Genomic DNA, 23858 nt, shown 5'->3' with positions numbered 1-23858 from the left:
TACCTGCCAGCTTCTACACATTTGCAGTTGCTACAGCTTAAACAGTTAGCGACTGAAATAGATCTTCTAAAACTTCGATTATTTTTTCAAAATCATGGATCATTAGGTTCCAGCCGACCTAACACACGATTCATTCAGCATCTCTGAAGCCTTTTTTACTGTACATCTTTATATTTATAGCGCCTGAACCTGGTACGATCGGACAGGATCGCTACCACATTCTACTCCTACATAGGTCTTCCGGTTTCAACTCCAATTGATTCCAAGATAACAATCGGGATAATAAAGATCAGATTTACTGCGGCACAAATGTTAAAAGTAAGAACATGAAACTATATTTAACTTTGGCATTACTTCTTTTTACACCATTTGTCACAGCAGATGAAAACCTCTTCTATGTGGGAACTTGGCAATCAAATGAAAAAAAGACTTTAGCCAGCATGAACAGCGTGGAGGACATACCCGAGAAAACCCAAATGCTCTTCCGCTCCAATTTCTTTGGGCGTCTCGTGAATGTAGTTCGAGTAGATTCGTTTGCAACTTACATCATAGGGGAAAAGCCGGAGGTATTGACATTTTCACCACATACGATCGAAGTCTTGAGTGCCGATACGATTCGTATCACATATTACGACGAACTCTCCACTTCTGATGAGACACGGATTTTAAAATACGAAAATAACTGCTACTCATTGCCAGTAACAAAATGGGAATTTAGAGAATATTTTTGTCGTGTTGAATAAGACTCACAACAAGTAGAGGTATACTCGCGTACTTCAAGTAATCGATCTCAGCTTCACTCCGCCCCATACTTTGGGAAGTTACACTTAGAGTGACTCTGAATAGCTCCATAATACCCCTGCGGATCTTGAAGGCTGCAGACGTTAGGCACAGCTCACCGAAAATGACCTGGTTGAAACGCAGCAGCTGTGGCATTCCCCCCTTTAGGGCCTGTAGGCTTGTTCAGAGGCTCCATAAGTAATCACCCAGTATGATCAAATACAGGAAGCTTCGAACGATGTTCCCATTTAAGAAATTCTGCTTATCGACTTATAGATTATTATTTGAGCAAATATGGTAAATTACTCCGCATCTAATTTTTTACAGATAGCCTTTATCACCCTATCGATTCTAGGTATTGCATTACTTTGGGCGCAAACCCGTTTTACAGCAATGCGATACTTGTTAGGCGCCACTGCATTATTGATGACATTTAATTTTATAGAAGAAACGAAAGTAGTTAATCTTGGTTATTTAATCACGCCTTCGTTCTCATTATTGATGGGCCCATTATTTTTTGCCGTAGTTGCACAATTAATATCCGCCAGTTATCAACAACAAAGTAAACACTGGGTACACTTAGTACCAGCAGCAATCAGTTTATTATTTAATCACTGGCCCCAGTGGGTTTTAGCAGCCGGTACTTTAAGTCAGATTGTTTATTTCTCATTAAGTATAAAAGCGCTTATTCGATATCAACATATCTTGCCCCAAAACCGCTCCGATGCTAACAAATTGAGAGCTGATTGGGTTAAGCGTATCCTATGGGTTCTGGTTGGCGTTGCACTGGTGGATGCAGTGCGGCATAACTTGCAACCTTACTTACCCACTACTCTTTTGCTCAGATGGTACCTTGTTATGCAGCTGAGCTATTTTTTGATTGTTGCTTTGCTTGTAATTCGCGCGGTTAGGGAACCGCAGCTATTTGCGGGTTTAACAGATGGTGAACAAGCGCTGGGCTTATCCGTAATAGAGGGTTGTGACAAGGGAAAGTGCAAAGCTGACGAAACGACTCAGGCGGATACGCTTTTCAAGGAGCTTAACAAACAGGTTCATAGTCAACAGCTCTATCGCCTACCAAGGCTATCCCTCCGGGACTTGGCACAACATACAGGGCTTGGAGAGAAAGATATTTCCTGGGCCATTAATCAGGGCTATGGCAGTAACTTTAATGACTATGTTAATGCCCAGCGTTTGGCAGATGTAGTTTCGCAACTTGATTCAGCAAAAGAGAGTGATTCGGACAAAAAAGTTCGTCTCCTCGATATTGCACTTGAAGCGGGCTTTAACTCTAAATCCAGCTTCAACAGCCTGTTTAAGCGCCACCTTGGGATGACTCCTAGTCAGTATTTAGCAGAAAAACCTCAATAATGGTTACTTTGGACGTGCAAAATCTGGATTTCGGACGCTAGAAGCTGATAATTTTGGCATTTTGGCCTCTTTGATTCAAAAGAGGTCATTATGAGGTTTTCTTCCTATTTTGCTCGTTCATGGAAAGCAGCGGTAGCTATTTTAGTGTTCATTAGCGTTGCTGCGCTCGGATCTTGGGGATGTGCATGGTACTTCCCTCCCTCTTCCTACGGGTTAGCTGAACAGAATGCTCGCATTGTAGTTACCGATATCACAGTCATCGACACCCAGCATAATACAGCCGCAAGTAACCAAAACCTCGTCATTCAAGATGGAAGAATTACCCAAATAACTAGCGATGTAATACTTGAGATTGAAGGCGAGCTGAGGATTAATGGCCTGGGTAAATATGTGATGCCAGGCTTAATCGATATGCACAGCCATGTATGGGGTCGGTCCGATCTACTAGCTATGCTTGCGCACGGCGTCACTCGCACAAGAGTTATGGCTGGCAATTCCCCTCAGCGTATTCTTAAAAAATGGGTCGATACTGGCGATATAGTCGGGCCTCATATGGTGTTATCCGGTGCACCTGTTAATCAACATTCCCACTATGCCAGTGGCCGACACCACAAGTTTATTGGTAGTAAAGAAGAGGCTCGCCAGCTGGTTCGCCAGCAATATCAACAGGGGTACCAGCAAGTTAAAGTTTATGACGGTTTATCCCGTGAGGTTTTCTTCGCTATAGCTGATGAGGCGCAAAAGCTCGGCATGCCTTTAGCTGGCCACCCGCCTTTTGGTATTACTCTCAATGAATACTTGTCGGCTAAACCGCAGTCATTAGAGCATGTGGAAATGATCTTTCAGGCACATTTGAACCATGATTATCAGCAGGAGAGATTCGATGAAATTGTGCAGCAACTACTAGATAGCAACGTACCAGTTAGCCCTACATTAATCGTATATGACAACGTAGCACAGATCGCTCAGCATGGGCCAGACTACTGGCACAGCATAGCTGATGATCTCGAGCTCAATCACCCCGCGATAAAAGCAATGGGTGAGCAGAAGGTTAATGGGATACATAGTGCTAAAGCGCAACAGGATTGGCAGGGTAAATCCAACATTTTCGGAGATATGGCCAAGCAGCTAAACCAAGCCGGTATTGAGATACTGATAGCGTCAGACGGAGGAACCTTCTATACGCCCAATGGCTTGGGCACTATTCAAGAAATGCAACGATTAGTGGAGGTGGGGATTCCTGTTAAAGATGTATTGCGAGCAGCAACCCACCATCCAGCAAAAGCACTGGGCATTAACGATAAGGTGGGCTCAGTTTCCACAGGCTTTAATGCCGAACTATTATTGCTCGAAGACGATCCACGAGAAAACTTGAACACCCTAACCAATCCCCTAGGGGTAATTTTGGATCAGAGCTACTTCGATAGACATAGCCTTAGTGAAATGAAAGGGCTAGCCAAAAGCACAGGATCGAAAAGTAAATTCTATTTTTGGTGGATTGTGGATAATTATATTTATTAGCGACCTTGCCAGTTCAATAAACTAAGAATGTATCCCACAAAAGAGAAAGCCCAGCCGAATTAGAAGGGAACTCCATATTAACAGGTAGAGTCACCCCACAAAGTGAAGGTGACCAAACCTACTAATATCCTCACTCAGAACCATCTAACTCGGCTAGCAAGCGATACAAACCTCGAACCTAAAGTTTAAAAGTAGATTTTTCAACCTGAGGTTCACTACCAGTGATTCAATGAGTTCGAAGTGCGAATTTACAAAATATAGGCACAAAAATGATCTTATTGAATTTTATTAAGTTTGTTTTAATATCAAAGCTACGTAAAATCGATGGATATGTATCGGCATATAAAGTTTACTTGAATGAGTCTCTATGAGGTCCAAATAAGCTACAAGAGAGACCTAAGAAGTCTGAAAAAGACTCATCTACTTAAAGGAGAACGCTAGAGCAATATAAGAATAAGTAAAAGGCGCTGACCCAAGGTGCTACCAACACCAGGGGCCAGCTAACCACATTGATACTCGAACTATCAAAAGTCGAGTAGACCAAAGGAACTTCCCCTTCGACCTCTCACAGAACCGTACGTGAACCTCTCAATTCATACGGCTCTTCGTATTCAGCACATTTGCAATCTTCCCATTCTCCAGTGTGCAAACAAGCCGCGCATTTGTTGACGAACCTTTCCAATAAAGACCCAGCTCTTGAAACAGCTTCGCTTTAGATGCTTAAACTTCTTCCTGGCCCAACGCATCAGCGTTTGGTCAAGATACTTCTGAAGTCGATAAACACCATATCTCCGCCCAAAGTGACCATAGTAGTTCAGCCAACCCTGTATTGCGGGATTAAGTACTTTTGCCATTTCAGATAGTGATCGATCCACCCAGTTTATTACTCGCCATTGCCTGACCTTATCCTTAATCCTCTTGAAGGCCTTAGGGCTCATTGAAGGACTAAATGCGGTGAAGATCTGCCCTTGGCGATTCCTTGCTTTTCTGGGACCAAATCGAAACCCCAGAAAGTCAAAGTGGGTCACTGGGTGGGAGTCTTTACGATTACTGTTCTTGCAGTAAACCTTGCGCGTTTTCTCTGGATGAGCCTCAAGCCCGCAGGTAGTCAGGCGTGCTTTTAGAGCCGCCAGTAAGCGATCCGCCTCTCGAGGATTACGACAATGGTAAACAGCATCATCCGCGTAACGCTCAAAAGGAATATCTCTGTGCGTTCTCACCATCCAGGCGTCCAGCGCGTAGTGCAAAAACAAGTTTGCTAGTAGCGGGCTAATTACGCCCCCTTGTGGAGTACCTTGTGTTCGCTCTTCAAGCTGTCCGTCCCGATGTTGTACTGGAGCCGTTAACCAGCGCTGTACATAGAGTCTGACCCACCGATGATTATTATGTTTATCTAATGCCTTCAGCAGGAGTTCGTGATTAATATTGTCAAAGAAACCTTTGATATCTAAATCAACTACCCAGATTCTATCCCAGCATCGTTGTCGAGCTCGACGCACTGCGTCTATAGCAGATTTGCCTGGCCGATAACCGTAGGAGTCAGGGTGAAATACCTTCTCCAATTCTGGCTCCAGCAGTTGCTTAGCCACCATTTGTGCAATGCGATCTTCGATTGTGGGGATACCCAGTGGTCGCAGGCTGCCATCGAGTTTCGGAATATCCACTCGTTTGACGGCTGATGGAAAATAGCTGCCAGATGACATCCGATTCCATAGCTTGTACAGGTTTTTGACAAGACTCGATTCGTATTGCTCTATCGTTATCTCATCAATCCCCGCTCCGCCGCCATTAGCCTTAATCTGCTTCCACGCTTCCCAAACCGCTCGCTTGGGAATATTGAATGGCTTTGCGCTAATCGTTAATTCCTCCCCATCTGGGTTGATTACACGGTTAGTCGCCGAATACGACAACCCCTTCGCTCCACGTCCATTACAGCCGCTTCTCCACTACTACGGGTTGTTCCGCCCCTGTGACCAGTCTTGGTACTCAACGTCTTGTAGGGCCTCTACTTGACGCTCTTCCTTAACACCTGGACGACAGGTTCTCCTGTTCCACCCAAAAGCCTGTTGTGTGTTCACGCCACCTCTATGCCGGATGCCACTCGGTCGGTAAACAGGTAACCTCCAAGCTTATCCCCGCACTTAGCCAGTGCACGGGTTTTGACATCATCTTGGTAATACGCTTTCGACACCTCATCAGTGGTTCATTTGCATTCGTCTCTACACAACATACCTGACGTATCTCTTACGCCTTTTCCTCAAGCGCTTCTAACCAAAGCTCTTTACTCCGATCACCTTGAGGCGGTTTGTTATCACTTCCTGCAAAGCGATAACGGAGGGCCGACCTCCATCTCCTGGATAGCACGTATTTATTTTTTATTTATAAAAAATAAAAAAAAAAATACTCAGGACGCACTGGCTATATGCATCATACGCTAGATACCCGCTCGTCTTCAATAAAGTGGAGTAGATTCAGCAGCTTGGAGAGTGTCCTCAAGCTCTGGGAGCGTTGCGCCCGCCTTTTCTTCTTCTATGCCTATCGTTCTCGCGCCCCACCGCTTTCAAACCCCACACATTACTTCTTGAGTCTTCCCACTGCGGAAGACCACCTTCAATTTTGCAATTCAGCAGGAACGGAATATGTTAATTTTAAACCGCCGAGTTGGTGAAAACCTCAGAATTGGGGCAAAGATCTCAATCACAGTATTGGAAGTTAAGGGAAACCAGATAAGCATCGGCATAGACGCCCCAAGGTCAATATCCGTGCACCGTGAGGAGGTCTATCTGCGTATTAAAAAGAACAAGCGGTAATAGATAAGAGCTACTGATCACAAGTTTGATTTTGTACTACTTTGTGAGTCTATAGCTCGTAAACCCTACAACGGGAAGAGCTGAAGCAGCTGATTTGTGTGAAGTATTTCAAATCCCATGCTTGATTGAACTAACAGGCTTTCGCAGCCAGGAAGATCTATCGATGTCTACATCGTGCGTACAGTAAACTCATTAACACTACAAAAATAGCCTTTGCCCAAGTTCAATAACGTACTCACATCGCCACTATAGAAGCTAGCCTCTAAACCAGTTCTCAATGACCAGTGTCAAGCAACAATACTGCACACAGCCCTGCCCTTTAGCTGCTTCACGCCCTTAACTCGGCTAAGGAGAACCAGAACCTCTCCTTAGCCGCCTAAATACTTTGATCTTTTAAGCAGATAACCCCCACCTAGATTACTACTTCAAACAAAAATTGAGCAGATTTTCCCCACGAGACTTCTACCACTCAATCGTCGGTTATTCAGAGCAACAGTTCCTAGAATTCCACTCTGTTTATAGCCCACTTTCTGTATGTTTTTGCCGTTTCAACCTATCTTACACGAGGTCCAAATAAAGTTAGCAAGCGCTAGCTCGTCAGATTTTCGATCATCATGACCGTTATTTTCTTACTAACGATAAATAACTCTGAAATAGTATATAATTCAACAAGTTAAGAGCTTTCTGATATTGCTTGATAGTAGTCATGATGATCGTTTTTCCATTTTGTACGATTAGCCCAAATTCGTATAACCTTCTGATTTAAAATGAAAATTTATCTCTCTCCAACTAGATTGATTCCGAGATAGTAATCAGGATAATAGTGATCAGAATGATTACTATATAAATGTTATGTGAGCAGGAAATAGAGCATATGGACATCGCGATACAAATGATTGATCAAGCTTGGCAATTACTTGTGCGTATTCCATTTTGGTTGTTGTTGTCCACACCATTGATAATCGTTCTCTACTTTTATGCAAAGAAAATCAGAAGCGTGCAGTGGAATATGGCAATAAAACTGTTGCTTTTTGTTCCACTTTCGGCCGTCTTACTTGCTCCAATGCCGGTTGGCATGTTCATAGCACTCGTGCCTAATGGTTTTTTGCTCTTTAGTGGCCTTGAGTACTACAGTAGGATTTTTGCCTGGTGTGTTTCATCCATACTCGTATCAATGATAGTTTGTTACTTCGTAGGCAAGAAATACCTGAGACCCACATAACAAGGTGCGGCAGCTGACTTCTTACTTTGTGCACTTTTTGCACGGTCGCTGCGCTCCCATTTTCGTGCAAAAAGCACACAAAGTAAGCCGCCGCTGCGCACGGCGTTATGGCGCTAGGCGCTTTACTATAGAACACGTTTTTGAAAGACATTGAGAGTATCCGAGAGTTAATAATCATGGAGGTGTTGTGAATAGTTTCCCTAAAGGGTCTGAGTGGCGAAAGTGGGATCTGCATGTTCATACTCCTGCATCAGTTCTTAAAAATGAATTTGGGAGTGATTGGGATACATATGTAGTAGAGCTTTTTAGGAGGGCAATCGAAAATGATATCAGTGCAATAGGCATTACCGATTACTATCTTCCTGAAGGCTACAAGATTCTCAAGAACGAGTACTTAGATAATCCAAATAAAATGAGTTCTCTTTTTAATGAAGAAGAGATTGAAAAAATTGGTTCAATAGCCGTATTTCCGAACATTGAATTCAGGCTAACGAAACTTGTTATAGGTAAGGAAAAAGACCTGTCCTGGAATAGGAAGGTGAACTACCACGTAATCCTATCTAACGATATTCCAATAGAGAAGATTGAGAGTGACTTCGTTTCTCAGATCCAAGTTTGTTTTGATGCATCCACCGGAGCTTCGACTGAAAAAAGACCGTTGACTCGACATAATCTAGAAGAGCTTGGTGCTAGGTTAATAGCAGAACACCCTAAATTTTCGAAGAGTGGAAACAACCTATTTGTCGGAATGCTCAACGCATCAGTAGATGAAGATGAATTGGTATCCATTCTCAACAGGAGTTCGGTTTTTAAGGATAAGTACATGCTCGGATTGCCTTGTGATGAAGATCTCAGTGATGTGAGTTGGAACTCTCAAGGGCATAACATTCGAAAGAACCTTATCAAACAAGCCCATTTTATATTTTCATCTAACACTAAAACCAAGAACTTCCTACTCGGAAGTGGTGACCGTGAAGAGTTTCAAAAAGAATTTGGATCTTTAAAGCCATGTCTTTGGGGATCAGATGCACATTGTAAAGATGAACTATTTAAACCCGCAAAAAATCGAAACACATGGATAAAATCCGACCCAACATTTGAAGGATTAAAGCAGGTAATCTACGATCCGAGGGCGAGAGTTGTAATACAGGAACTCAACCCTCAACAAAAGAGTAGTTACCAAACGATCAAAAGAGTCAGATTCATAGATAAGTCTTCCAAAGACTTGTTTAGCAATGATTGGCAATACCTAAATCCTGATCTCAATACAATCATTGGGGGTAAGTCTTCTGGTAAGTCGTTATTGCTTTACCATATCGCTAAATCAATTAATGCAGATGAAGTCGATCACAAAGTTCGTTTGTCAAAATCTTCATCATACAGCGACCTGGCGAACGTAGATTTTGAAGTTGAGTGGTCAAACGGTGAAGTTAGCTCTTTGTTTCAACGAGATGAATCTAAGCCAATTACATACATACCTCAGTTGTATATTAACCATCTTGCTGAGGAAGACGGAAAAAATCAGCTTAATACTCTGATTAAGGACATACTTGACCAAAATCAGGCTTTCAAAGAATTTTCTAGCAGCCAAGAGCGGCAAATAAGTACTTTTACGAAAGAGCTTAACTCTAAGATTGATAGCCTTTATGAACTCAGGAAAAGGTATCTACAACTCAAAAAGGATTCCGAGGCATACGGCACGAGACTGGCAGTATCTAGCGAAGTAGAAAAACTGAAGAGTTATATTGTGGATCTTCAGAAAAAGTCTGGCTTTAGCGAACATGAGGATCTGCTTTATAAGAAGCTAACCGCTAGAAAGTCTTCAGTAAAAAACAGACTTAGTGTATTTAGTAGGTTAAGAGAATGTGGAAACCAAGTTACGACATCGACTGCACTTCACAGCGACAGCCTTATCACTAACTTTAAAGAAGCTATTTCATGTGATGTTAATATGATTGATGAATCCTCATTTCTCAATTCTTTATTTGATATGCTCGACTTGGAGTTGCGAGCGGGCTTGGAGAAATTTCGCAATTCGGCGACTATGAGAGGAGAGAAAATCTCATATTGGGTCTCTAAGCTCGAAGGTGAGCTACATTCCATTGACGAAAATATCAAGCCACTTCTAAAAAAGGTTGCAGATAAAGAAGCACTGGACCTAGTGGTGAAGAAATTGTGCACCGAAGAGGAAAAGCTTAAAAAAATTGGAGAACTTGAAGAAAAAATAGAATCAGTCAAGAAACAAGACATTGAATGCAAGAATGAAGTGTCTGTGAAGTATTCTGCATTAATTGATGCATATAAAAACTACGTTAGCGAGATATCGAAGCCAGAATACCAGTTTGAGGATGATATTCGGATCAGTGCGGAGGTTGGGTTCTACGAAGGTAGATTCGATGAATTCGTGTCGTCTTTTGACAGGCGTGGCAATATGGCATCTTTACTTGGTTCTCTTGTAAATGACAACGGAGAGTATGAATTCGATGTCGAGTCACACACAGAAAGAGTAAGAGGCATACACGACAGACTATCGAAGAATTCTGATAATCCCTCGTTACGAAAAGGAATCTCTGAAAAAGATGTTACAAAGAGGCTTTATAGCGACTGCTTTTTCATCAACTTTGTTGTGCAGTATAGAAATGACGACATTGTACAAATGTCTCCCGGAAAGCGAGGGTTGGTCTTACTCAACTTGGTTTTACATTTGAGTAATTCATCCCATCCAATACTAATCGATCAGCCAGAAGACAACTTAGATAATAGAACAATTTACGACCAGCTAAATGAGTTTATCCGTTTGAGGAAGACCAAGCGGCAGATTGTCATGGTTACACATAACGCAAATCTGGTTGTTGCTGCAGATTCTGAATGTGTAATCGTGGCAAACCAGGCTGGACAGCAAGCCAATCTTGATAACAAGAAGTATAAGTTTGAGTATTATAGCGGTAGCTTAGAATGCTCATTTGAAGATAAAAAAAGCGTAGGCACCCTAGAAAGTAAAGGGATTAGACAGCATGTTTGCGAAATACTGGAAGGCGGTGTTTCAGCTTTCAAAGAGCGTGAAATGAAGTATGGACTTACGATATGAGAGCGCACCATAACAAGAAAATGCAGCGGACTTTATCGCTGGACCGCAATAGCATGGCTTCGACATATTGAGGCATTATGCGCATACGCACTATGAGAGATAAATTCGGTGGTACAACCCTGGCTATAGCAGGCTTCTTGCTATGCATTCTAACTGTCATAGATTCAATTGATGGTAGCTTTACTTATGTAAGTAAAATGATTGGTATCATCGAAATCACACTCACCCATGGTGCTCTAAATTTCTTTTTTAGTCTTTTTGTTCAGGTTTTCATTAGTTTGGCTGTGGCTGCACTCGGCTTAGGTATCTACTTTAAACCCAATTTTTAGCCTCATAATAAAGCCATTAACTACCGTTCGCATGTGAGCTGGACGGTCACTGCATTGCTTTAGCTGTGCTTTATCGTTACGCTAGCAGAACTAAACTAACTCCGTTCCCGACGGTTATAGGTGCTCATGAGGCTACTCATCATCTTATTACTATCCTTACCTGCAATATGTATCGCAGACACTAAGGTTAAGTTTTCTTGTGAGCCCATTGAGGGTGAGACGAGTTTCCGGGTAAAAGGTTACTTTATGAAACAGCCCAAGGCGACAATATCGGTATGGCTCATAGCTATACCATATTTGGAGAGTTCGAAGCTATAGAAGGTTGTCGCGCCCCTTGGTATGAGAAGTTCCCACTTAGTGGATCAACAAGTGTTAAATTCATGCTCCACTGGCGAGAATACATGCCACATTGCATGCAGAGATTCATGATCCCTCAGGTTTCCACTACCGGCCACATGTGGGTTTCTAGAAAAGGGGAGATGAATACAAAAAGCAGAACTATCCGGGCCAATTGTCATGTCAGTAAAATTACGGAGTAAGGATCTAAAAATTTACGGTCGATCAGGTACTGCTGTCGGAAGAATTAAAGGGGAAAAGGTGTTTGCCCCTGATGGACGTTATGTCGAAACTATTGTAAATGATCGCCTCATTTTTCGTTCGACTCATAGTGCATCTATATACACCCCTTTCGTATCAGTAAATCGTTCTGCCCCAACTGCTTGGGATGATGAGCCATGCCATACCAGATTAAACATTAATTTATAAGGCGAGTGCAACCACCTATTTCTTACTTGTTATTTTCATAGCTTTAGTTGCTTCAATTATCAAAGTCTGACAGAAAGGCTAAACATATAACAGGCAGCAACCGGAACAGAATAACCGTTCAAAAAACATACGGGCTAGACGAGCCATGCTTCACTTCGAGCTCTATTTTGTAGATCTTTAGGCGTAGATAGTTACGCTTATACCATTCACATATCCACTTAACAATATGATAATAAAATGAAGAAATTGCTCTTTTTTACAATCGCTTCTTTTTCACAACTATTTTGCTAAGCTATGATGCGACCTCAATCGCGAGGTCCGATCCTAAAAAAGTAGACTTTGACACATACAATCTAAAAATTTTCGTTGGGGACGCTTGCTTTCCTATAACCCGATATAAATATATAGTTAGGTTCGAGAAAGCCACATATCCCAATATTTCGATATAAAATAAATAAGGCCAACCCCTATCTTTAGAAGCAAGATCCATATATAGAAAATACAAGGCATCTAACTATGAAGTTCACCAATGCGCGAAATATCCAAATCATAGCTTTTCTGCTGTTGGCGCTAGTAGTTACACAGGCACTCTTTACCATGCTGTATGTTGCAGAGATTAACCCCTCACGGCAACTTTTCTGGGGGCTGGAGGGCTTGCTGTTTACCATTCTTTCAGCTTTTGCTGGAGCGGCCATGGTGCAGACTAAAAACCACCACGTAGGGTGGTCCGCTATTGCATTCAGCTCTGTATTCAATGTGGTGCAAGTTAGTATTGGCGCCACTATGTTTATGCCATTTCGGGAGGTCGCTAGCCAATTAGAGGCGCTTGGAGCTGCAGCGGGGGCCGTTGTGGCTTTTTCATTTATGATCTATTACGCGGCGAAATTTTTGCTGGGCTTTGCTGCTCTTATTTTTGGAGTTACCAAAATGAATGGGAGCTCCAAAGTGCTGGGAGGTTTGACTGCCTCAGTTGGCGTTATTGCAATGTTTGCTAATGCTATTTCGATTACATTTGGACGTGATTCTTATTTACCCTCATCCGTTGCTGGAGCATCAGGTGTTCTTGCAACCTTACTCTTGGCAATTTGTCTTTTGACTATTGCCCGAGAGGACTAATACACGAAATTCAATTTAACAATCAAGTCAAGCGTGACTTCACACCAGATTGCTCGGCCGCCCATTTAAGACTTATAGAAAGAGACCTTTATAGTGGATGAACTAATATATAGCAAAGAAGAGATCCTGTCGATTCTTAGAGATATCAATGAATTCGTGGTCTCACTGGATCAAATGAATAAAGTACACCACGAGTTTGGTGAAGAGGCGTGGAAGGATGAAATTATTGATTATTTTCAGAGTGCAAGGGTAAGTGATAGGCTAGCGCAAGTACGCTCGATGCTTTCAAAACCATTTCCGAGTGAGATTGGACCCGATGATATGGATGATCTGGAGAGAGAAATGCAGGGGGTACAGTATTGGACTTTTAAGGAGTACCTAGCAAAGAAAAATGGCAAGGGGTAGCGTAGGGCGTTTAGCAATACATTCGACTACGCTCCCCCGGTAAAGAACAACTCACCCTACTTTCCAGAAACCGCTTATCGAAAGTGTTAAATTTCGGTAAAGTGATCGGTTGTTAATAAATAAGAAAGTCGTTCCCAGCCCATCATAGGTTTTCTTAAGAGCCCATCTACAAAAAAGAGGGACATGCTACTAATGAAAATTCTTAAGTAGCATCGTTGCACTTTACAAGACTAGTCAACGCCACCTACTGTGAGGGTTGGATCTCCATTCTTGGGCTTCGAAGGCTTCAATTAAAGAACTCGCCTCCTCACGGGACCCAAAATCATGGCGTTAAGCAATATGAATAAAATTCGAAGAAAAATCCTAACCAAAATCACTTTAATTATTTTCCTAACAGGTATAGTTTTCTATATATCAATTGTATTCAGGTCAAATAAACCTATAGATTACGCAAGGAAAAATCAATTTAGAGTTGTTCCAATAGATAACTTATTGGTAGAAAAGCCAAAGTTATTTGGGCGAGATGAATTGCCAGTCTTTATTTATATTTCCTCCTCTGCAGGTGATCCTGTGGTACTGGAAGCTTCTGTTAAATATGATGACTCCGAGTACTATAGATTGATCAGATACAGATCAGGAGTTTATTCAAATGGGAAGAAATATGCCTTCGTTGAGGAGGGTAAAGGTGGTTGGTTTTCTTTGGACGCAACAATGGCTTCAAATCCTGGCTGGTACACGGGTAGGATAAAACCAGTGAGCTATGAAGTAAGAATGGGCAATTTATATTTCGTAAGGTAAATGCTTACCAAACAAAGGCACTCGACATCAAAAGTACCACTTCGAACCTCTCCACTATTCAATTGTTACACACCCATCTGTAACTTTGCCTTACCACCCTTTCTTTCTGTAAAGTAATGGTTATTTATCATACGAGGGTTATCAGTGCGAAAGGAATTCTCTAAGGCTTGGCGAAGTCCGAGTCATTGCGGCATAGAGCTTTTTCACGCCTACTTCCATAAGTTTTCCTTTGCCAAGCATTGGCATGATGAACTCGCTATTGGAATCTTCCTTTCTGGCGTAGAAAAGCTCGATTATCGCGGTGAAACAGTGACTCTTCCTCAGGGAACCCTTGCTGCGCTTAATCCAGGGGAGATTCATACCGGTTTTTCTGGAAGTGACTCCGGTTGGTACTACCGTATGTTTTACTTTGACACGGCGCTTATTGAGGAAACCCTCAGGGAACACATTCTGCTGAATCAAACACCCGTACCATTTTTGAAAGGGCCACTATTGGATGATCCTGAGCTTTTTCAGCTTCTCTACAAGCTACATAGCAGTCTTGAAATGAACGCTTTATCCCTTTCAACGGACTCTCTACTCACCCTGGCAATTAGCCAGCTCTTTGCCCGTCACGGCGACCAAAAGATCTACCCGAAGTCATCATCTAACAAACAGGGAGTCTTGAAGGCCCGTGCTTATTTACAGGAAAACTGGCAAAGAAATGTGACACTGGATGAATTGTGCCAATTAACTGGCATGAGTCGATATCAGCTAATTCGTAGTTTTAATGCGCAGTTTGGCGTTCCTCCACATCAATTCCTAATCCTCCTAAAAACCCAAAGGGCCCGAGCATTATTTCGTACCGGAGCCCAGGTGGCTGAGGTGGCTATCGACTGCGGTTTTTTTGATCAGAGCCATTTGAGTCGAAACTTCAAGCGTGCTTTCGGTATCACACCTGCTCGCTACTTAAAGTCTGCACAGCGCAATTTCGTACAAGAACCTTCCTTCTACTCCCTTTAAGCTCACCTATCTCTGGGAAAACAAAGCGCACCGTTAAACAGTGTGAGCTACTTCTCATAGCGATATCTCTTCTATGACATGAGTAATATATATGAGCTTAGAGTTTCTATTAGCCTGGTTGGCAGTAATGTTCCCACTAATTTTTAGCCCAGGACCTGCCAATATCACCTTTGCTGCAGCCGGAGCCAGCTTGGGTATTCGTCGTTCCTTACCTTTACTGGCGGGCATAGACATTGTATTTCTAATGAAGGCTTTATTAGTTGGCTTCGGATTTATGAGCTGGCTAATTCACTACCCTATGGTAATGACCATCTTACAGTGGACTGGTGCCATCTACTTAATTTACCTTGCTTACGTTTTTATAAAGCCTAATAAAGAGCCTGGAAAAACTGCCACCAAATCGGTAAGCATTTGGCAGGGAATGCTGCTTCAAAGTATGAATATTAAAGCTTGGATGATAGTAATTACTATGTTCTCTGTGTTCGCACCAAAGCAAGAGGAGAGCAATGAAAGCAGTGTTATCACCTTGATTATTATGATCACCATACTCAACTTTGTGACACATTTCTCATGGATCGCTTTTGGTCGGACCTTATCGAAAGCACTTATCAGCGATAAAAATAGAAATCTGCAAAACAAGCTTTTTGCACTCAGTCTGCTTCTTGTCGCTGTGTGGTTAATTGCTGATAACCCCACTGCTATTAGCCTAAATGCTGTATGACTTGGAACCTTAGTTCAAAGGTTTAATTTATGAATCAAGCGGCCACTGGTAGTCCCCTGCACCAACAAGGAGAAAAGGACCACGCCAAATACCATAGATTGAATTGTCCACCAATAGGGCAATTCAACTGGAAGAGAAAGCACCAGAGCGACCGCAATAACCCCTCGCAGCCCGCCCCAACTCATTAACAGACGCCAGGATTTCGGTATCGGGGGGCCAACAAAGCGAGTCAGAGGTGCCACTAAGAATACAGATAATGCTCTAGCTCCTAAAGCAGCTGCTGTAGCAATAACCATCGCCAGCCATTGGTGGGTAAACATCTCAAAAGTAATCACCAATCCCATAATCACAAAAATAATACCGGTAAAAAACAGCCCCATCCACTCCCAAGTTGGACCCGCATGAATTAAATAGGTGCTGTTTTGCTTACTTAAGCACGCTCGAGCAACAATTGCACATATCATTACCGAAATGATACCTGATACATGAAAGATACTTTCCGCCAAATAGAAACTACCAAATGCAGCGATTACTAAAGTCATTAAAGCCGCACTGGGAGATCGCAGAAACAATATGACAAGAGTGGTTATCAAGCCAAAAATAAGCCCAATCGCAACGCCACCAAAAAATACCATGCAAAAATATAGTGTCACTGAAGTCGCGTCCAATGAAGGAGCTGCAGCCCCCATCGATGAGCTTTCAACGATACCATAGGTAGCTAGCCCTAATACTAACGAATAGAGAACTACAGCTGCAGCATCATTGAAGAGGCTCTCTCCATCCACCAAGGTTAAGAGATCTTCTCCTGTTTTTTCCTGACGCAATTTATTAACTACAGAAACCGGATCAGTAGCCGCTAAAATGGCCCCTGTCAGCATGGCTGCCACCCAAGGAAAACCCTCAGGATGACCAATGCCGTAATAAGTAATTGCTGCAATAAGAACTGCACAAATAACCAAACCGAGTGTAGAGAATAACAGTACAGGTCCAATCCAGCGCTTTAAGACTTTGGGTTCCAGCTGCCAGGCTGACTCAAAAATTAATACCGGTAAAATAACAAAGAACACCAGCTCTCTGATACTGGTTGCACGCAAACCTGTATCATAGTCAATTATGGGAAGTAACAAAGCCGCCAGTACTCCTGCGACAAGGCAGCCAAGTGTATTATCAATACGTAAGATCCTTGCAATGCCCAGTCCAATAACTGCAGCGGCAGCGAGATATAACCCCTGCCCTACAACAGTGACTATATCATTCACCTGTCAACTCCCATTGCCTGTGCATTCTAACTTCGAATACAGACACATCCTCACTGAACACGCCCATTTACAAGTAGAGACTTTACAAGTTTTATATAGGATTCCACATACAAGTGCGCACTCTGATGGCTAGTTAAGGGCTCACAATATCCAAATACAAAAATGGTATTTCTACAGGTGGTATACGTAATAACTATTAGCAGGTGGGTAACGTGGACTTGTACGACAATGCCTGACTCAATTTCAAAGTATTTAAGCCCACTAGTTAATCGCTGCATATTACAGGTATTAGAAACACAAATACCAACAGGGAAAACAGTGACTTCTGGGAATGTAGGTATACATTGCGCAGCAAAAACGGCAACAGCTTCAGGGGATATCAATTTAAGTGTTGAGTATCCTTTTCTTCCTATAATGGGTACCGCTTGCTTTACTTTCCATTTACTACAGTTATTGGATTTCCGCACATTAAATAAATCGACATCCTTGAATCCAGACAAATTAAAATACTCACCCGTACTTTTTCTTAGTAGTTTAGGTTCTTGGCCAATATCGTCTCCCTCCCTCTCCTGAAACCTGTCTAGATCGCAAAAAAGTACCAATCTTGACTGGCCATCAAATGCAGTATGATTGCTAACAATGATGACCCACTCAACTTCATCATTCACGTTAACTTGCAAGGTAATCCCATAGGCGCAATTTTCTATGTCAACAAATTGATTTTGCTGCCAAAGGTATTCAATCTCATATTCTAATGATTTATTTAAATGCTTTATGATTAGAGGTACTTTTTCAAATTCAACATCACAAATGCAAGAAGCCTTGGTGCCCTTCTTGGCCCTCGCCCGAAGCATTGGGTGTCTTCTATGGATAAAGGTAAAACCTCTGCAAAATTGCTCGAAAGTAACAGAATCGCGGAGGCGAACACACGATATTAGCTGAGTTCCATCGTAAGACTCATTAGTCAATTCAATAAATAGAGCTTCTTGGGACCCCAACTCACGTGAGAGTGGCTCTTTCTCCATGCAGGCCTCACATTTGCTAATGGGTACATTACATGTAATACAAGAAGCATTATCCTCAGTATAGGAAAATAGTTAGAAACTGTTTGTTGATATTGGCTATTGATACAGAGAGCAGATCACTAAGACAGTCAGCACAATCACAATCTAGTTAACAATCGATTGATTCCTTCGTCTATACAGATAAAATATTAAAAAACATTGCTAATGGATAGATATCTTATTATTCCTCACTTAAATAGAATTCAACTAACCTTCGTATGAATATCGATTATTAATAACCTCTACAAGAATTTCTTTCCACCAAATCGTCATCACCACTATGGAGAAAATCATCGCAACCGAGTAAGAAATAGCAAATGCGCCTAGCAATCTATGTATTTAAATTGATATCTTAACCAACACAACACAAGAATAATTCAATCTTCCCTTGAAATCCTCACATAAAAACAAGAAAGCATTCTAGAAACCCTGTATAAAAACTAATGAATTAGACCACCAATAATATCCATATACCGCTTTATATACAGAAGAACACTATTTCGACTCAAAAGTGGTTCACAGTAACCAAATACAAAAACCGAATTCTTATTGGTTGTATATGAAATGACCGTCAATGGGTTTAGCCCATTAGTTTGGGTCACCATTCCTTTTTCAATATCAAAAAATTTCATCCTTCCACCTAATTTACTTAAACTTCCTACATTAGATACGCAAATACCGGCAAAGAAGGATTCTGAGCCAGAGATTGTCTCTCTTGCCATAGCTTCCACCTCAGCAACAGTGTATGCAGACACAATTTTTTTTGCCATCGGACGTTGTTTAGTTAGTACCGTGTATATTTGGGACTGTAAATTTTCAGCAAAATCTATGATATCAACCGATGTAGGGTCTTCAGGAATAGATAACTGAGTAGTTTGCGAAAACGAACCAATATGCTCTAATGGGATCGGGGGGTACATAAGCCTCTTCCATCTAAAGCTAAAATAATCTCCTCTCCCTTTTTATAGGTTGGTAGGACTACTGAAGCAATGGAAGCAATTGCACAAAGAATTGCGGTTAACTTTACTCCTCGGTCTTTACCTATTTTTGCTAGCTGATGGAGATCTTCAGGACACAATAGTCTCGCTATTGCACCAGCCTGCCGTTTACTTGCCGGTGCAACCTTCTCAACAGGCCAGTTTAATTTTTGATCATCCGCATCATGAAATATATGTTTTTCACCTACATATCCAGCGACTTCTAAATTTTTAGCGATGCTTTCCCCAAGAGGTAGCGTTTCATTGTCTCTAAAGGGTTTATTTTTTTGTACTAACTGATCCAACTGCAAGAACAGAGTCATAATAGAACGACCATCCATAATCGCATGAATATTATTGACAATAACCCACTGCACTAAACCTTCATGATTGCAAAATATGCTTAGACAATATGCATATCTATCACTGTCTATATATTTTTTGGCCTGGTTTGAGTACTCTCCCTCAAAATCCATTTCCTTATCTAGCCGGTACACATCTATAGGTATTTCGGAAAAATTCACATCACAAACCCACCGATATTTATTATCTTTCTCGACGCGGGCTCGCAAGAGGGGATGATACTGGTGTAGTATTTTAAGGCCAGAACGTAGCGTATCAATTGCTAGAGGCTCACAAACTCGAATAAAAGAAATAAGTTGCAAGCCCCCTTTTGACTGCCTAGACAGCTCTACATGAAGAGCTTCTTGGCGTCCCATCTCCCGAGAGGGTATCTCCGATTTCATGGTTGAAGCTACCGTACCTATTAGGCATTCATACCAATTATAGAAAATAATAAAACCACATATAAATCAAACAATTACGACATAAAAAGTGAAGTGACACACTATCTCGTAGCTATGCACACCTAGCGGCTTTGTAGATAAGCTCACTTTCAGTTGATATCATAATGACAGCTTTGAATCTGCTCACTAATGACAGCACTAAATATTCAAGCGAGTTGGCATGGGTATTTTCAATATACAAAATAGAATTAAATATTAACTCAGGGTCACCGGCTAGACAATCAAAGCTTTTAATTGAAATTAGACAAGGATAGAAATATGACAAATAATATGGAAATACAACAAGTTATCGATGAGTTATATAGTGGAATCTCTGGCCCTTCAGGTTTTCAACGCGACTGGGAAAGACAGGCATCATTATTTTCCCCTGATGCGAAAATGATTCGCACATTTGTGGATAGCAATGGCAAGCCCCAGTCTACGATCCTCAGCGTCCAAGAATATCCAGAAAATTTTGAAAATCTAATTGCAGATCGCCCTTTCTATGAAGCTGAAATACACAACATTATCGAGCAATTTGGAAATATTGCTCACGTCTTCAGTATTTATGAGGCCTGGAGCGATAAGGAGAAAACCCAATTCCTAAAAAGAGGGATAAATAGTATCCAGCTATTGAACGATGGCGAATCCTGGAAGGTAGTGCATATGATTTGGGATGACGAAAGACCCGGGCTGACAATGGAATCGAAATATAACCCCGCAGTCACTGCCTAAACAGTATCTAAGAGCACAATTAGACCCTAAGAGGCATTGCCTCTTAGGGAAACCAAATCCAGACTTATTTTCCTCTCCAGGTAAATCCGCTAAGGCTTGCAATCCTCCAAAATTAAGGCGTAAACTGTACATTAATACAGTTATCGCTAAAAAAATGTCAGATCATCCTTCCACTAAAGCGCCATCCCCATGCAAGGGCCGAGGAACCGCTTCTAACCTCCCAGGGCGCTTTGCTGAACTTTCCAGCTCCCGTGAAACTGATGGCTGGCAAGTGGAGCCTGATCAGCCGGTGAGACTAATAACCTCATCCATTGAGGAAAAGGCGAAAACTATTATCTCGACTAATCAATCTCCAGATATCCCTTTCTCCCAATCGATAAACCCCTACAGGGGATGTGAGCATGGTTGCATCTATTGTTATGCCCGCCCAGCCCATGCCTATATGGATTTATCACCAGGGCTCGATTTCGAGACCAAGATTTTCTACAAGCCAAATGCTGCTGAGCTTTTAGAGAAAGCGCTACGAAAGAAGAGCTACCAGTGCAGTCCCATCGCTCTGGGAGCCAATACCGATCCCTATCAACCTCTGGAACGAGAGAAAGAGATAACCCGTAGTTTACTGGAGCTTATGCAGGAGTTTCGCCAGCCGGTAACCATTGTCACCAAAAGCCAGCTAATCTTGCGGGACCTCCCACTGCTGGCAGAAATGGCACAAGATAACTTGGCCCAAGTCGCCATTAGTGTGACCACGCTAGATAATGCCCTTAAGCGTAAGCTTGAGCCAAGGACCGCTAGCCCTGCTGCTCGTCTGCGAACAATTGAACAGCTGAGTACAGCGGGCATTCCTACCGCAGTACTCGCTGCGCCTATGATCCCCGCTCTCAATGACTGTGAGCTGGAGTCGATTCTTGCAGCTGCACGGGAATCAGGGGCTGTAAGAGCCGCATATATCCTATTACGCCTCCCCTATGAAGTTGCCCCTCTATTTCGGGAATGGTTAGAGGTACACTACCCAGAAAGGGCAAAGCATGTCATGAGCCTGGTGCAGCAAAGCCGTGCAGGTAAGGATTATCAAAGTGAATTTTCCCAAAGGCGAACTGGCACAGGCATATTTGCTCAACTACTCCAAAGACGCTTTCAAGTGGCAATGAAAAAGCTGGGCTTGGATCATCGGCGCCTTACCTTGGATTGCTCCCAGTTCAAGCCGCCGCCTCGCACTAATGAGCAGCAGGATTTATTTTCTTGAATCTATGGGCCATATAAAAAAGAAGGAAGAGCTGAGGGTGAATTGGTTTCTCTATCTTGTTCGAACGGCCAGAGGAACACTCTATACCGGTATAACCAATGATTTGGAGAGGCGTTTTTCTGAGCACTGTAGTGATGGCCCAAAGGCGGCAAAAGCACTACGAGGTAAGGGGCCCCTTACGCTCGTGTTCTCTGTGGGGCTACCCGATAAATCAACCGCCTTGAAAATGGAGATAGCCATTAAGAAGTGGCCAAAATCAAAAAAGGAAAAACTAATACTTGGCTCTCATTCCCTGCCAGAAATTTAGCTTGTTGAGAAAGCCATTATCACTTTGGTGTTAACAACCATGCCTCTTCTCTTGCAGGAACCTTGCCTTTAAGTCCACCAACAACGTCTCTTGTCGCCAATACTTGTAGGCTATAATCGGCATCATAATATTCATAAATCAAACGGCTCCCAACAGAAAAAGGTGGGCCAGGCATCTGGGTTTGTTCATACTCGAAGGATACGAGGAGTTGCGGTGCGACTTGGGTGATAGCCATTAAGTGTCTGACATATTGCTCACGAATATCTGAGGGGAGGGCTACCAGTGCAGCCCGATCATAAATCGCTACAACCGGCCCCAACTCCTCTCTACCCAAATCGAATATATTGCCAACAAAAATATCGATGTTGGCAGCAGAGTAGCACTTCAGATTACCAACCTGGCTTACCTGTGGGATTACTGCCATTTCACTGAAGAGCTGCTTCACGGCCTCCTCATTGAGTTCACAGCCAACGACTGAGATATTCTGTTCTAATAACCAAGCAATATCTTTCGTTTTGCCACATAGCGGCAAGAAAATCCGATCACCCGGAGACAGAGAGAGACTGGAAAAGAATTCTGTCAACAACGAATTGCCGGCCGCCTCGTGAAAGCCAATATCATTTCTTTTCCACTTATCATGCCAAAATTCTTCCTTCACAACTGGCTCCTACAATCCAAGGTAAAAAAATAGATAAGAAACGAATTACATCAATGAAGAAGTGTTCTGTAGTATTCCATTTCGATACTACTTTCAGACTCATAGGGTTCAGTAAACGCCAAAGCCGCAACAAATACCATTGCTGTAGATAGCAATATACGTTTTACCATTGAACTACACCTCTATTCAATCTTACTGAACCCCTTACAACCCTTCCCCTCAAGCACTCAGATTAATCTTTCAACAAGTCCTTACTGCTCGTTGCTGACGCGGCCATAAAATATCAATCAGGCCGGCAAATACTGCACCGATAGATACCGTTGCAATCAGTTGAAAATAGGCATCCAAGGTAATGTCCAACTGCGCAAGAAACGCAATAATGATACCAATGGCATAGCTAGTGACATTCCGAATACCAGTCACCATTCCCATTGCCCATACACTGATAATCGAGAAGAGAAGTGCAATCGGCCCAACCAGGATACTTGGGTCAATTTGCCATTTATGTGCCGCTGTTTGAGCGCCCAACCCCAACCCCAGCCCGGTCACCACACATGCGAGATTGTAGGCACCTGCCCGCCAATCACGCCCCCTGGAGTAATAGGCAATAACACCCAACACCGCTACCCATATTGGCATTCCGCCCAGATAACCGACGAGTGCCGCAACAATGAGAATTGCAAGGATTGGTGACTTCAGTAACTGGGGGGACAAGCTTTTACGCTTGGTTAAAACACTGGGCCACTTCATGATTTCCACTCCTTCGAGGACACCCTGATAAGAGGTAAGATTCCTTGCCTAAAACGTAAAACCCGCCAACACTCTGAAAGGATCTATCAGAACCATTCCTTGATATGAAGCTATTTTCAGGTAGTTCCCACTCTGGGGGATAGAAAACT

The 23858-nt window shown here is 42.5% G+C and carries 22 protein-coding genes; 15 read left to right on the top strand and 7 right to left on the bottom strand.

Features of this window, described 5'->3' with window-relative positions; all coding sequences use genetic code 11:
• Positions 1–326 precede the first annotated feature (326 nt).
• From QT397_10660 to QT397_10650, 3 genes are all read left to right on the top strand, one after another.
• A complete protein-coding gene (locus QT397_10660; protein WNZ57777.1) occupies positions 327–743 on the top strand; it encodes a hypothetical protein in 417 nt (138 codons plus the stop codon).
• Between the two features lie 331 nt (positions 744–1074).
• Complete coding sequence (locus QT397_10655) at positions 1075–2151, top strand: AraC family transcriptional regulator (GenBank protein WNZ57776.1); 1077 nt, start codon at positions 1075–1077, stop codon at positions 2149–2151.
• Between the two features lie 90 nt (positions 2152–2241).
• Positions 2242–3672: an amidohydrolase family protein gene (locus tag QT397_10650; protein WNZ57775.1), complete on the top strand. Its 1431-nt coding sequence runs from the start codon at positions 2242–2244 to the stop codon at positions 3670–3672.
• A 611-nt stretch (positions 3673–4283) separates the two neighbouring features.
• Here the strand turns inward: QT397_10650 and ltrA are convergent.
• Positions 4284–5582 (bottom strand): group II intron reverse transcriptase/maturase, encoded by a 1299-nt coding sequence (ltrA, locus tag QT397_10645; protein WNZ57774.1) that lies wholly within the window; start codon positions 5580–5582, stop codon positions 4284–4286.
• A gap of 729 nt (positions 5583–6311) precedes the next feature.
• Between ltrA and csrA the strand changes: the two genes are divergently transcribed.
• The 9 genes from csrA to QT397_10600 all read left to right on the top strand — a co-directional run bounded on the left by csrA (position 6312) and on the right by QT397_10600 (position 15928).
• Positions 6312–6482 carry a carbon storage regulator CsrA gene (csrA, locus tag QT397_10640; protein WNZ57773.1) on the top strand — a complete coding sequence of 57 codons (171 nt, stop codon included), beginning with the start codon at positions 6312–6314 and terminating at the stop codon, positions 6480–6482.
• A gap of 874 nt (positions 6483–7356) precedes the next feature.
• Positions 7357–7704, top strand: a complete 348-nt coding sequence (locus tag QT397_10635) for a hypothetical protein (GenBank protein ID WNZ57772.1) — start codon at positions 7357–7359, stop codon at positions 7702–7704.
• Positions 7705–7891: 187 nt separating this feature from the next.
• Positions 7892–10792 (top strand): hypothetical protein, encoded by a 2901-nt coding sequence (locus tag QT397_10630; protein WNZ57771.1) that lies wholly within the window; start codon positions 7892–7894, stop codon positions 10790–10792.
• A gap of 92 nt (positions 10793–10884) precedes the next feature.
• On the top strand, positions 10885–11121 hold the full coding sequence (locus QT397_10625; protein ID WNZ57770.1) for a hypothetical protein: 237 nt from the start codon (positions 10885–10887) through the stop codon (positions 11119–11121).
• A 1281-nt stretch (positions 11122–12402) separates the two neighbouring features.
• Positions 12403–13002, top strand: coding sequence for a thiamine biosynthesis protein ThiC (locus QT397_10620; protein ID WNZ57769.1), 600 nt, complete (start codon positions 12403–12405; stop codon positions 13000–13002).
• 93 nt (positions 13003–13095) lie between these two features.
• Positions 13096–13407 (top strand): hypothetical protein, encoded by a 312-nt coding sequence (locus QT397_10615; protein ID WNZ57768.1) that lies wholly within the window; start codon positions 13096–13098, stop codon positions 13405–13407.
• Positions 13408–13746: 339 nt separating this feature from the next.
• Positions 13747–14205 carry a hypothetical protein gene (locus tag QT397_10610; GenBank protein ID WNZ57767.1) on the top strand — a complete coding sequence of 153 codons (459 nt, stop codon included), beginning with the start codon at positions 13747–13749 and terminating at the stop codon, positions 14203–14205.
• Between the two features lie 144 nt (positions 14206–14349).
• The gene (locus QT397_10605) at positions 14350–15207 is read left to right on the top strand and encodes an AraC family transcriptional regulator (protein ID WNZ57766.1); all 858 of its coding nucleotides are present in this window, start codon (positions 14350–14352) and stop codon (positions 15205–15207) included.
• Between the two features lie 91 nt (positions 15208–15298).
• The gene (locus tag QT397_10600; protein WNZ57765.1) at positions 15299–15928 is read left to right on the top strand and encodes a LysE family translocator; all 630 of its coding nucleotides are present in this window, start codon (positions 15299–15301) and stop codon (positions 15926–15928) included.
• A gap of 14 nt (positions 15929–15942) precedes the next feature.
• Here the strand turns inward: QT397_10600 and QT397_10595 are convergent, their stop codons facing one another.
• From QT397_10595 to QT397_10580, 4 genes are all read right to left on the bottom strand, one after another.
• Entirely contained in the window at positions 15943–17187 is a 1245-nt protein-coding gene (locus QT397_10595; protein WNZ57764.1) for a cation:proton antiporter, read from the bottom strand.
• A gap of 50 nt (positions 17188–17237) precedes the next feature.
• Positions 17238–18212: a hypothetical protein gene (locus QT397_10590; protein WNZ57763.1), complete on the bottom strand. Its 975-nt coding sequence runs from the start codon at positions 18210–18212 to the stop codon at positions 17238–17240.
• A gap of 479 nt (positions 18213–18691) precedes the next feature.
• Entirely contained in the window at positions 18692–19171 is a 480-nt protein-coding gene (locus QT397_10585; protein WNZ57762.1) for a hypothetical protein, read from the bottom strand.
• Entirely contained in the window at positions 19150–19947 is a 798-nt protein-coding gene (locus QT397_10580; GenBank protein ID WNZ57761.1) for a hypothetical protein, read from the bottom strand. The genes QT397_10585 and QT397_10580 overlap by 22 nt, the downstream gene beginning before the upstream one ends.
• Positions 19948–20292: 345 nt before the next feature.
• Between QT397_10580 and QT397_10575 the strand changes: the two genes are divergently transcribed.
• The 3 genes from QT397_10575 (at position 20293) to QT397_10565 (ending at position 22301) form a co-directional block, all read left to right on the top strand.
• The gene (locus QT397_10575; GenBank protein ID WNZ57760.1) at positions 20293–20748 is read left to right on the top strand and encodes a hypothetical protein; all 456 of its coding nucleotides are present in this window, start codon (positions 20293–20295) and stop codon (positions 20746–20748) included.
• Positions 20749–20902: 154 nt separating this feature from the next.
• Positions 20903–21994 (top strand): PA0069 family radical SAM protein, encoded by a 1092-nt coding sequence (locus QT397_10570; GenBank protein WNZ57759.1) that lies wholly within the window; start codon positions 20903–20905, stop codon positions 21992–21994.
• The gene (locus tag QT397_10565; protein WNZ57758.1) at positions 21969–22301 is read left to right on the top strand and encodes a GIY-YIG nuclease family protein; all 333 of its coding nucleotides are present in this window, start codon (positions 21969–21971) and stop codon (positions 22299–22301) included. Before QT397_10570 ends, QT397_10565 begins: the two co-directional genes overlap by 26 nt.
• 19 nt (positions 22302–22320) lie before the next feature.
• Here the strand turns inward: QT397_10565 and tmpT are convergent, their stop codons facing one another.
• The gene (gene tmpT, locus QT397_10560) at positions 22321–22959 is read right to left on the bottom strand and encodes a thiopurine S-methyltransferase (protein ID WNZ57757.1); all 639 of its coding nucleotides are present in this window, start codon (positions 22957–22959) and stop codon (positions 22321–22323) included.
• 240 nt (positions 22960–23199) lie between these two features.
• Positions 23200–23709: a DUF1097 family protein gene (locus QT397_10555; GenBank protein ID WNZ57756.1), complete on the bottom strand. Its 510-nt coding sequence runs from the start codon at positions 23707–23709 to the stop codon at positions 23200–23202.
• Between the last annotated feature and the right edge of the window lie 149 nt (positions 23710–23858).

Source organism: Microbulbifer sp. MKSA007 (genome assembly GCA_032615215.1).
GTDB lineage: Bacteria > Pseudomonadota > Gammaproteobacteria > Pseudomonadales > Cellvibrionaceae > Microbulbifer.
This window is presented reverse-complemented; position numbering and strand designations above follow the sequence as displayed.

Excerpts from the sequence above, each read along its gene's own strand:
- QT397_10660 (WNZ57777.1), top strand. The coding sequence starts at position 327 with ATGAAACTATATTTAACTTTGGCATTACTTCTTTTTACACCATTTGTC.
- QT397_10655 (WNZ57776.1), top strand. The coding sequence starts at position 1,075 with ATGGTAAATTACTCCGCATCTAATTTTTTACAGATAGCCTTTATCACC.
- QT397_10650 (WNZ57775.1), top strand. The coding sequence starts at position 2,242 with ATGAGGTTTTCTTCCTATTTTGCTCGTTCATGGAAAGCAGCGGTAGCT.
- csrA (WNZ57773.1), top strand. The coding sequence starts at position 6,312 with ATGTTAATTTTAAACCGCCGAGTTGGTGAAAACCTCAGAATTGGGGCA.
- QT397_10635 (WNZ57772.1), top strand. The coding sequence starts at position 7,357 with ATGGACATCGCGATACAAATGATTGATCAAGCTTGGCAATTACTTGTG.
- QT397_10625 (WNZ57770.1), top strand. The coding sequence starts at position 10,885 with ATGAGAGATAAATTCGGTGGTACAACCCTGGCTATAGCAGGCTTCTTG.
- QT397_10620 (WNZ57769.1), top strand. The coding sequence starts at position 12,403 with ATGAAGTTCACCAATGCGCGAAATATCCAAATCATAGCTTTTCTGCTG.
- QT397_10610 (WNZ57767.1), top strand. The coding sequence starts at position 13,747 with ATGAATAAAATTCGAAGAAAAATCCTAACCAAAATCACTTTAATTATT.
- QT397_10600 (WNZ57765.1), top strand. The coding sequence starts at position 15,299 with ATGAGCTTAGAGTTTCTATTAGCCTGGTTGGCAGTAATGTTCCCACTA.
- QT397_10590 (WNZ57763.1), bottom strand. The coding sequence starts at position 18,212 with ATGGAGAAAGAGCCACTCTCACGTGAGTTGGGGTCCCAAGAAGCTCTA.
- QT397_10585 (WNZ57762.1), bottom strand. The coding sequence starts at position 19,171 with ATGTACCCCCCGATCCCATTAGAGCATATTGGTTCGTTTTCGCAAACT.
- QT397_10580 (WNZ57761.1), bottom strand. The coding sequence starts at position 19,947 with ATGGGACGCCAAGAAGCTCTTCATGTAGAGCTGTCTAGGCAGTCAAAA.
- QT397_10575 (WNZ57760.1), top strand. The coding sequence starts at position 20,293 with ATGACAAATAATATGGAAATACAACAAGTTATCGATGAGTTATATAGT.
- QT397_10570 (WNZ57759.1), top strand. The coding sequence starts at position 20,903 with ATGTCAGATCATCCTTCCACTAAAGCGCCATCCCCATGCAAGGGCCGA.
- QT397_10565 (WNZ57758.1), top strand. The coding sequence starts at position 21,969 with ATGAGCAGCAGGATTTATTTTCTTGAATCTATGGGCCATATAAAAAAG.
- QT397_10555 (WNZ57756.1), bottom strand. The coding sequence starts at position 23,709 with ATGAAGTGGCCCAGTGTTTTAACCAAGCGTAAAAGCTTGTCCCCCCAG.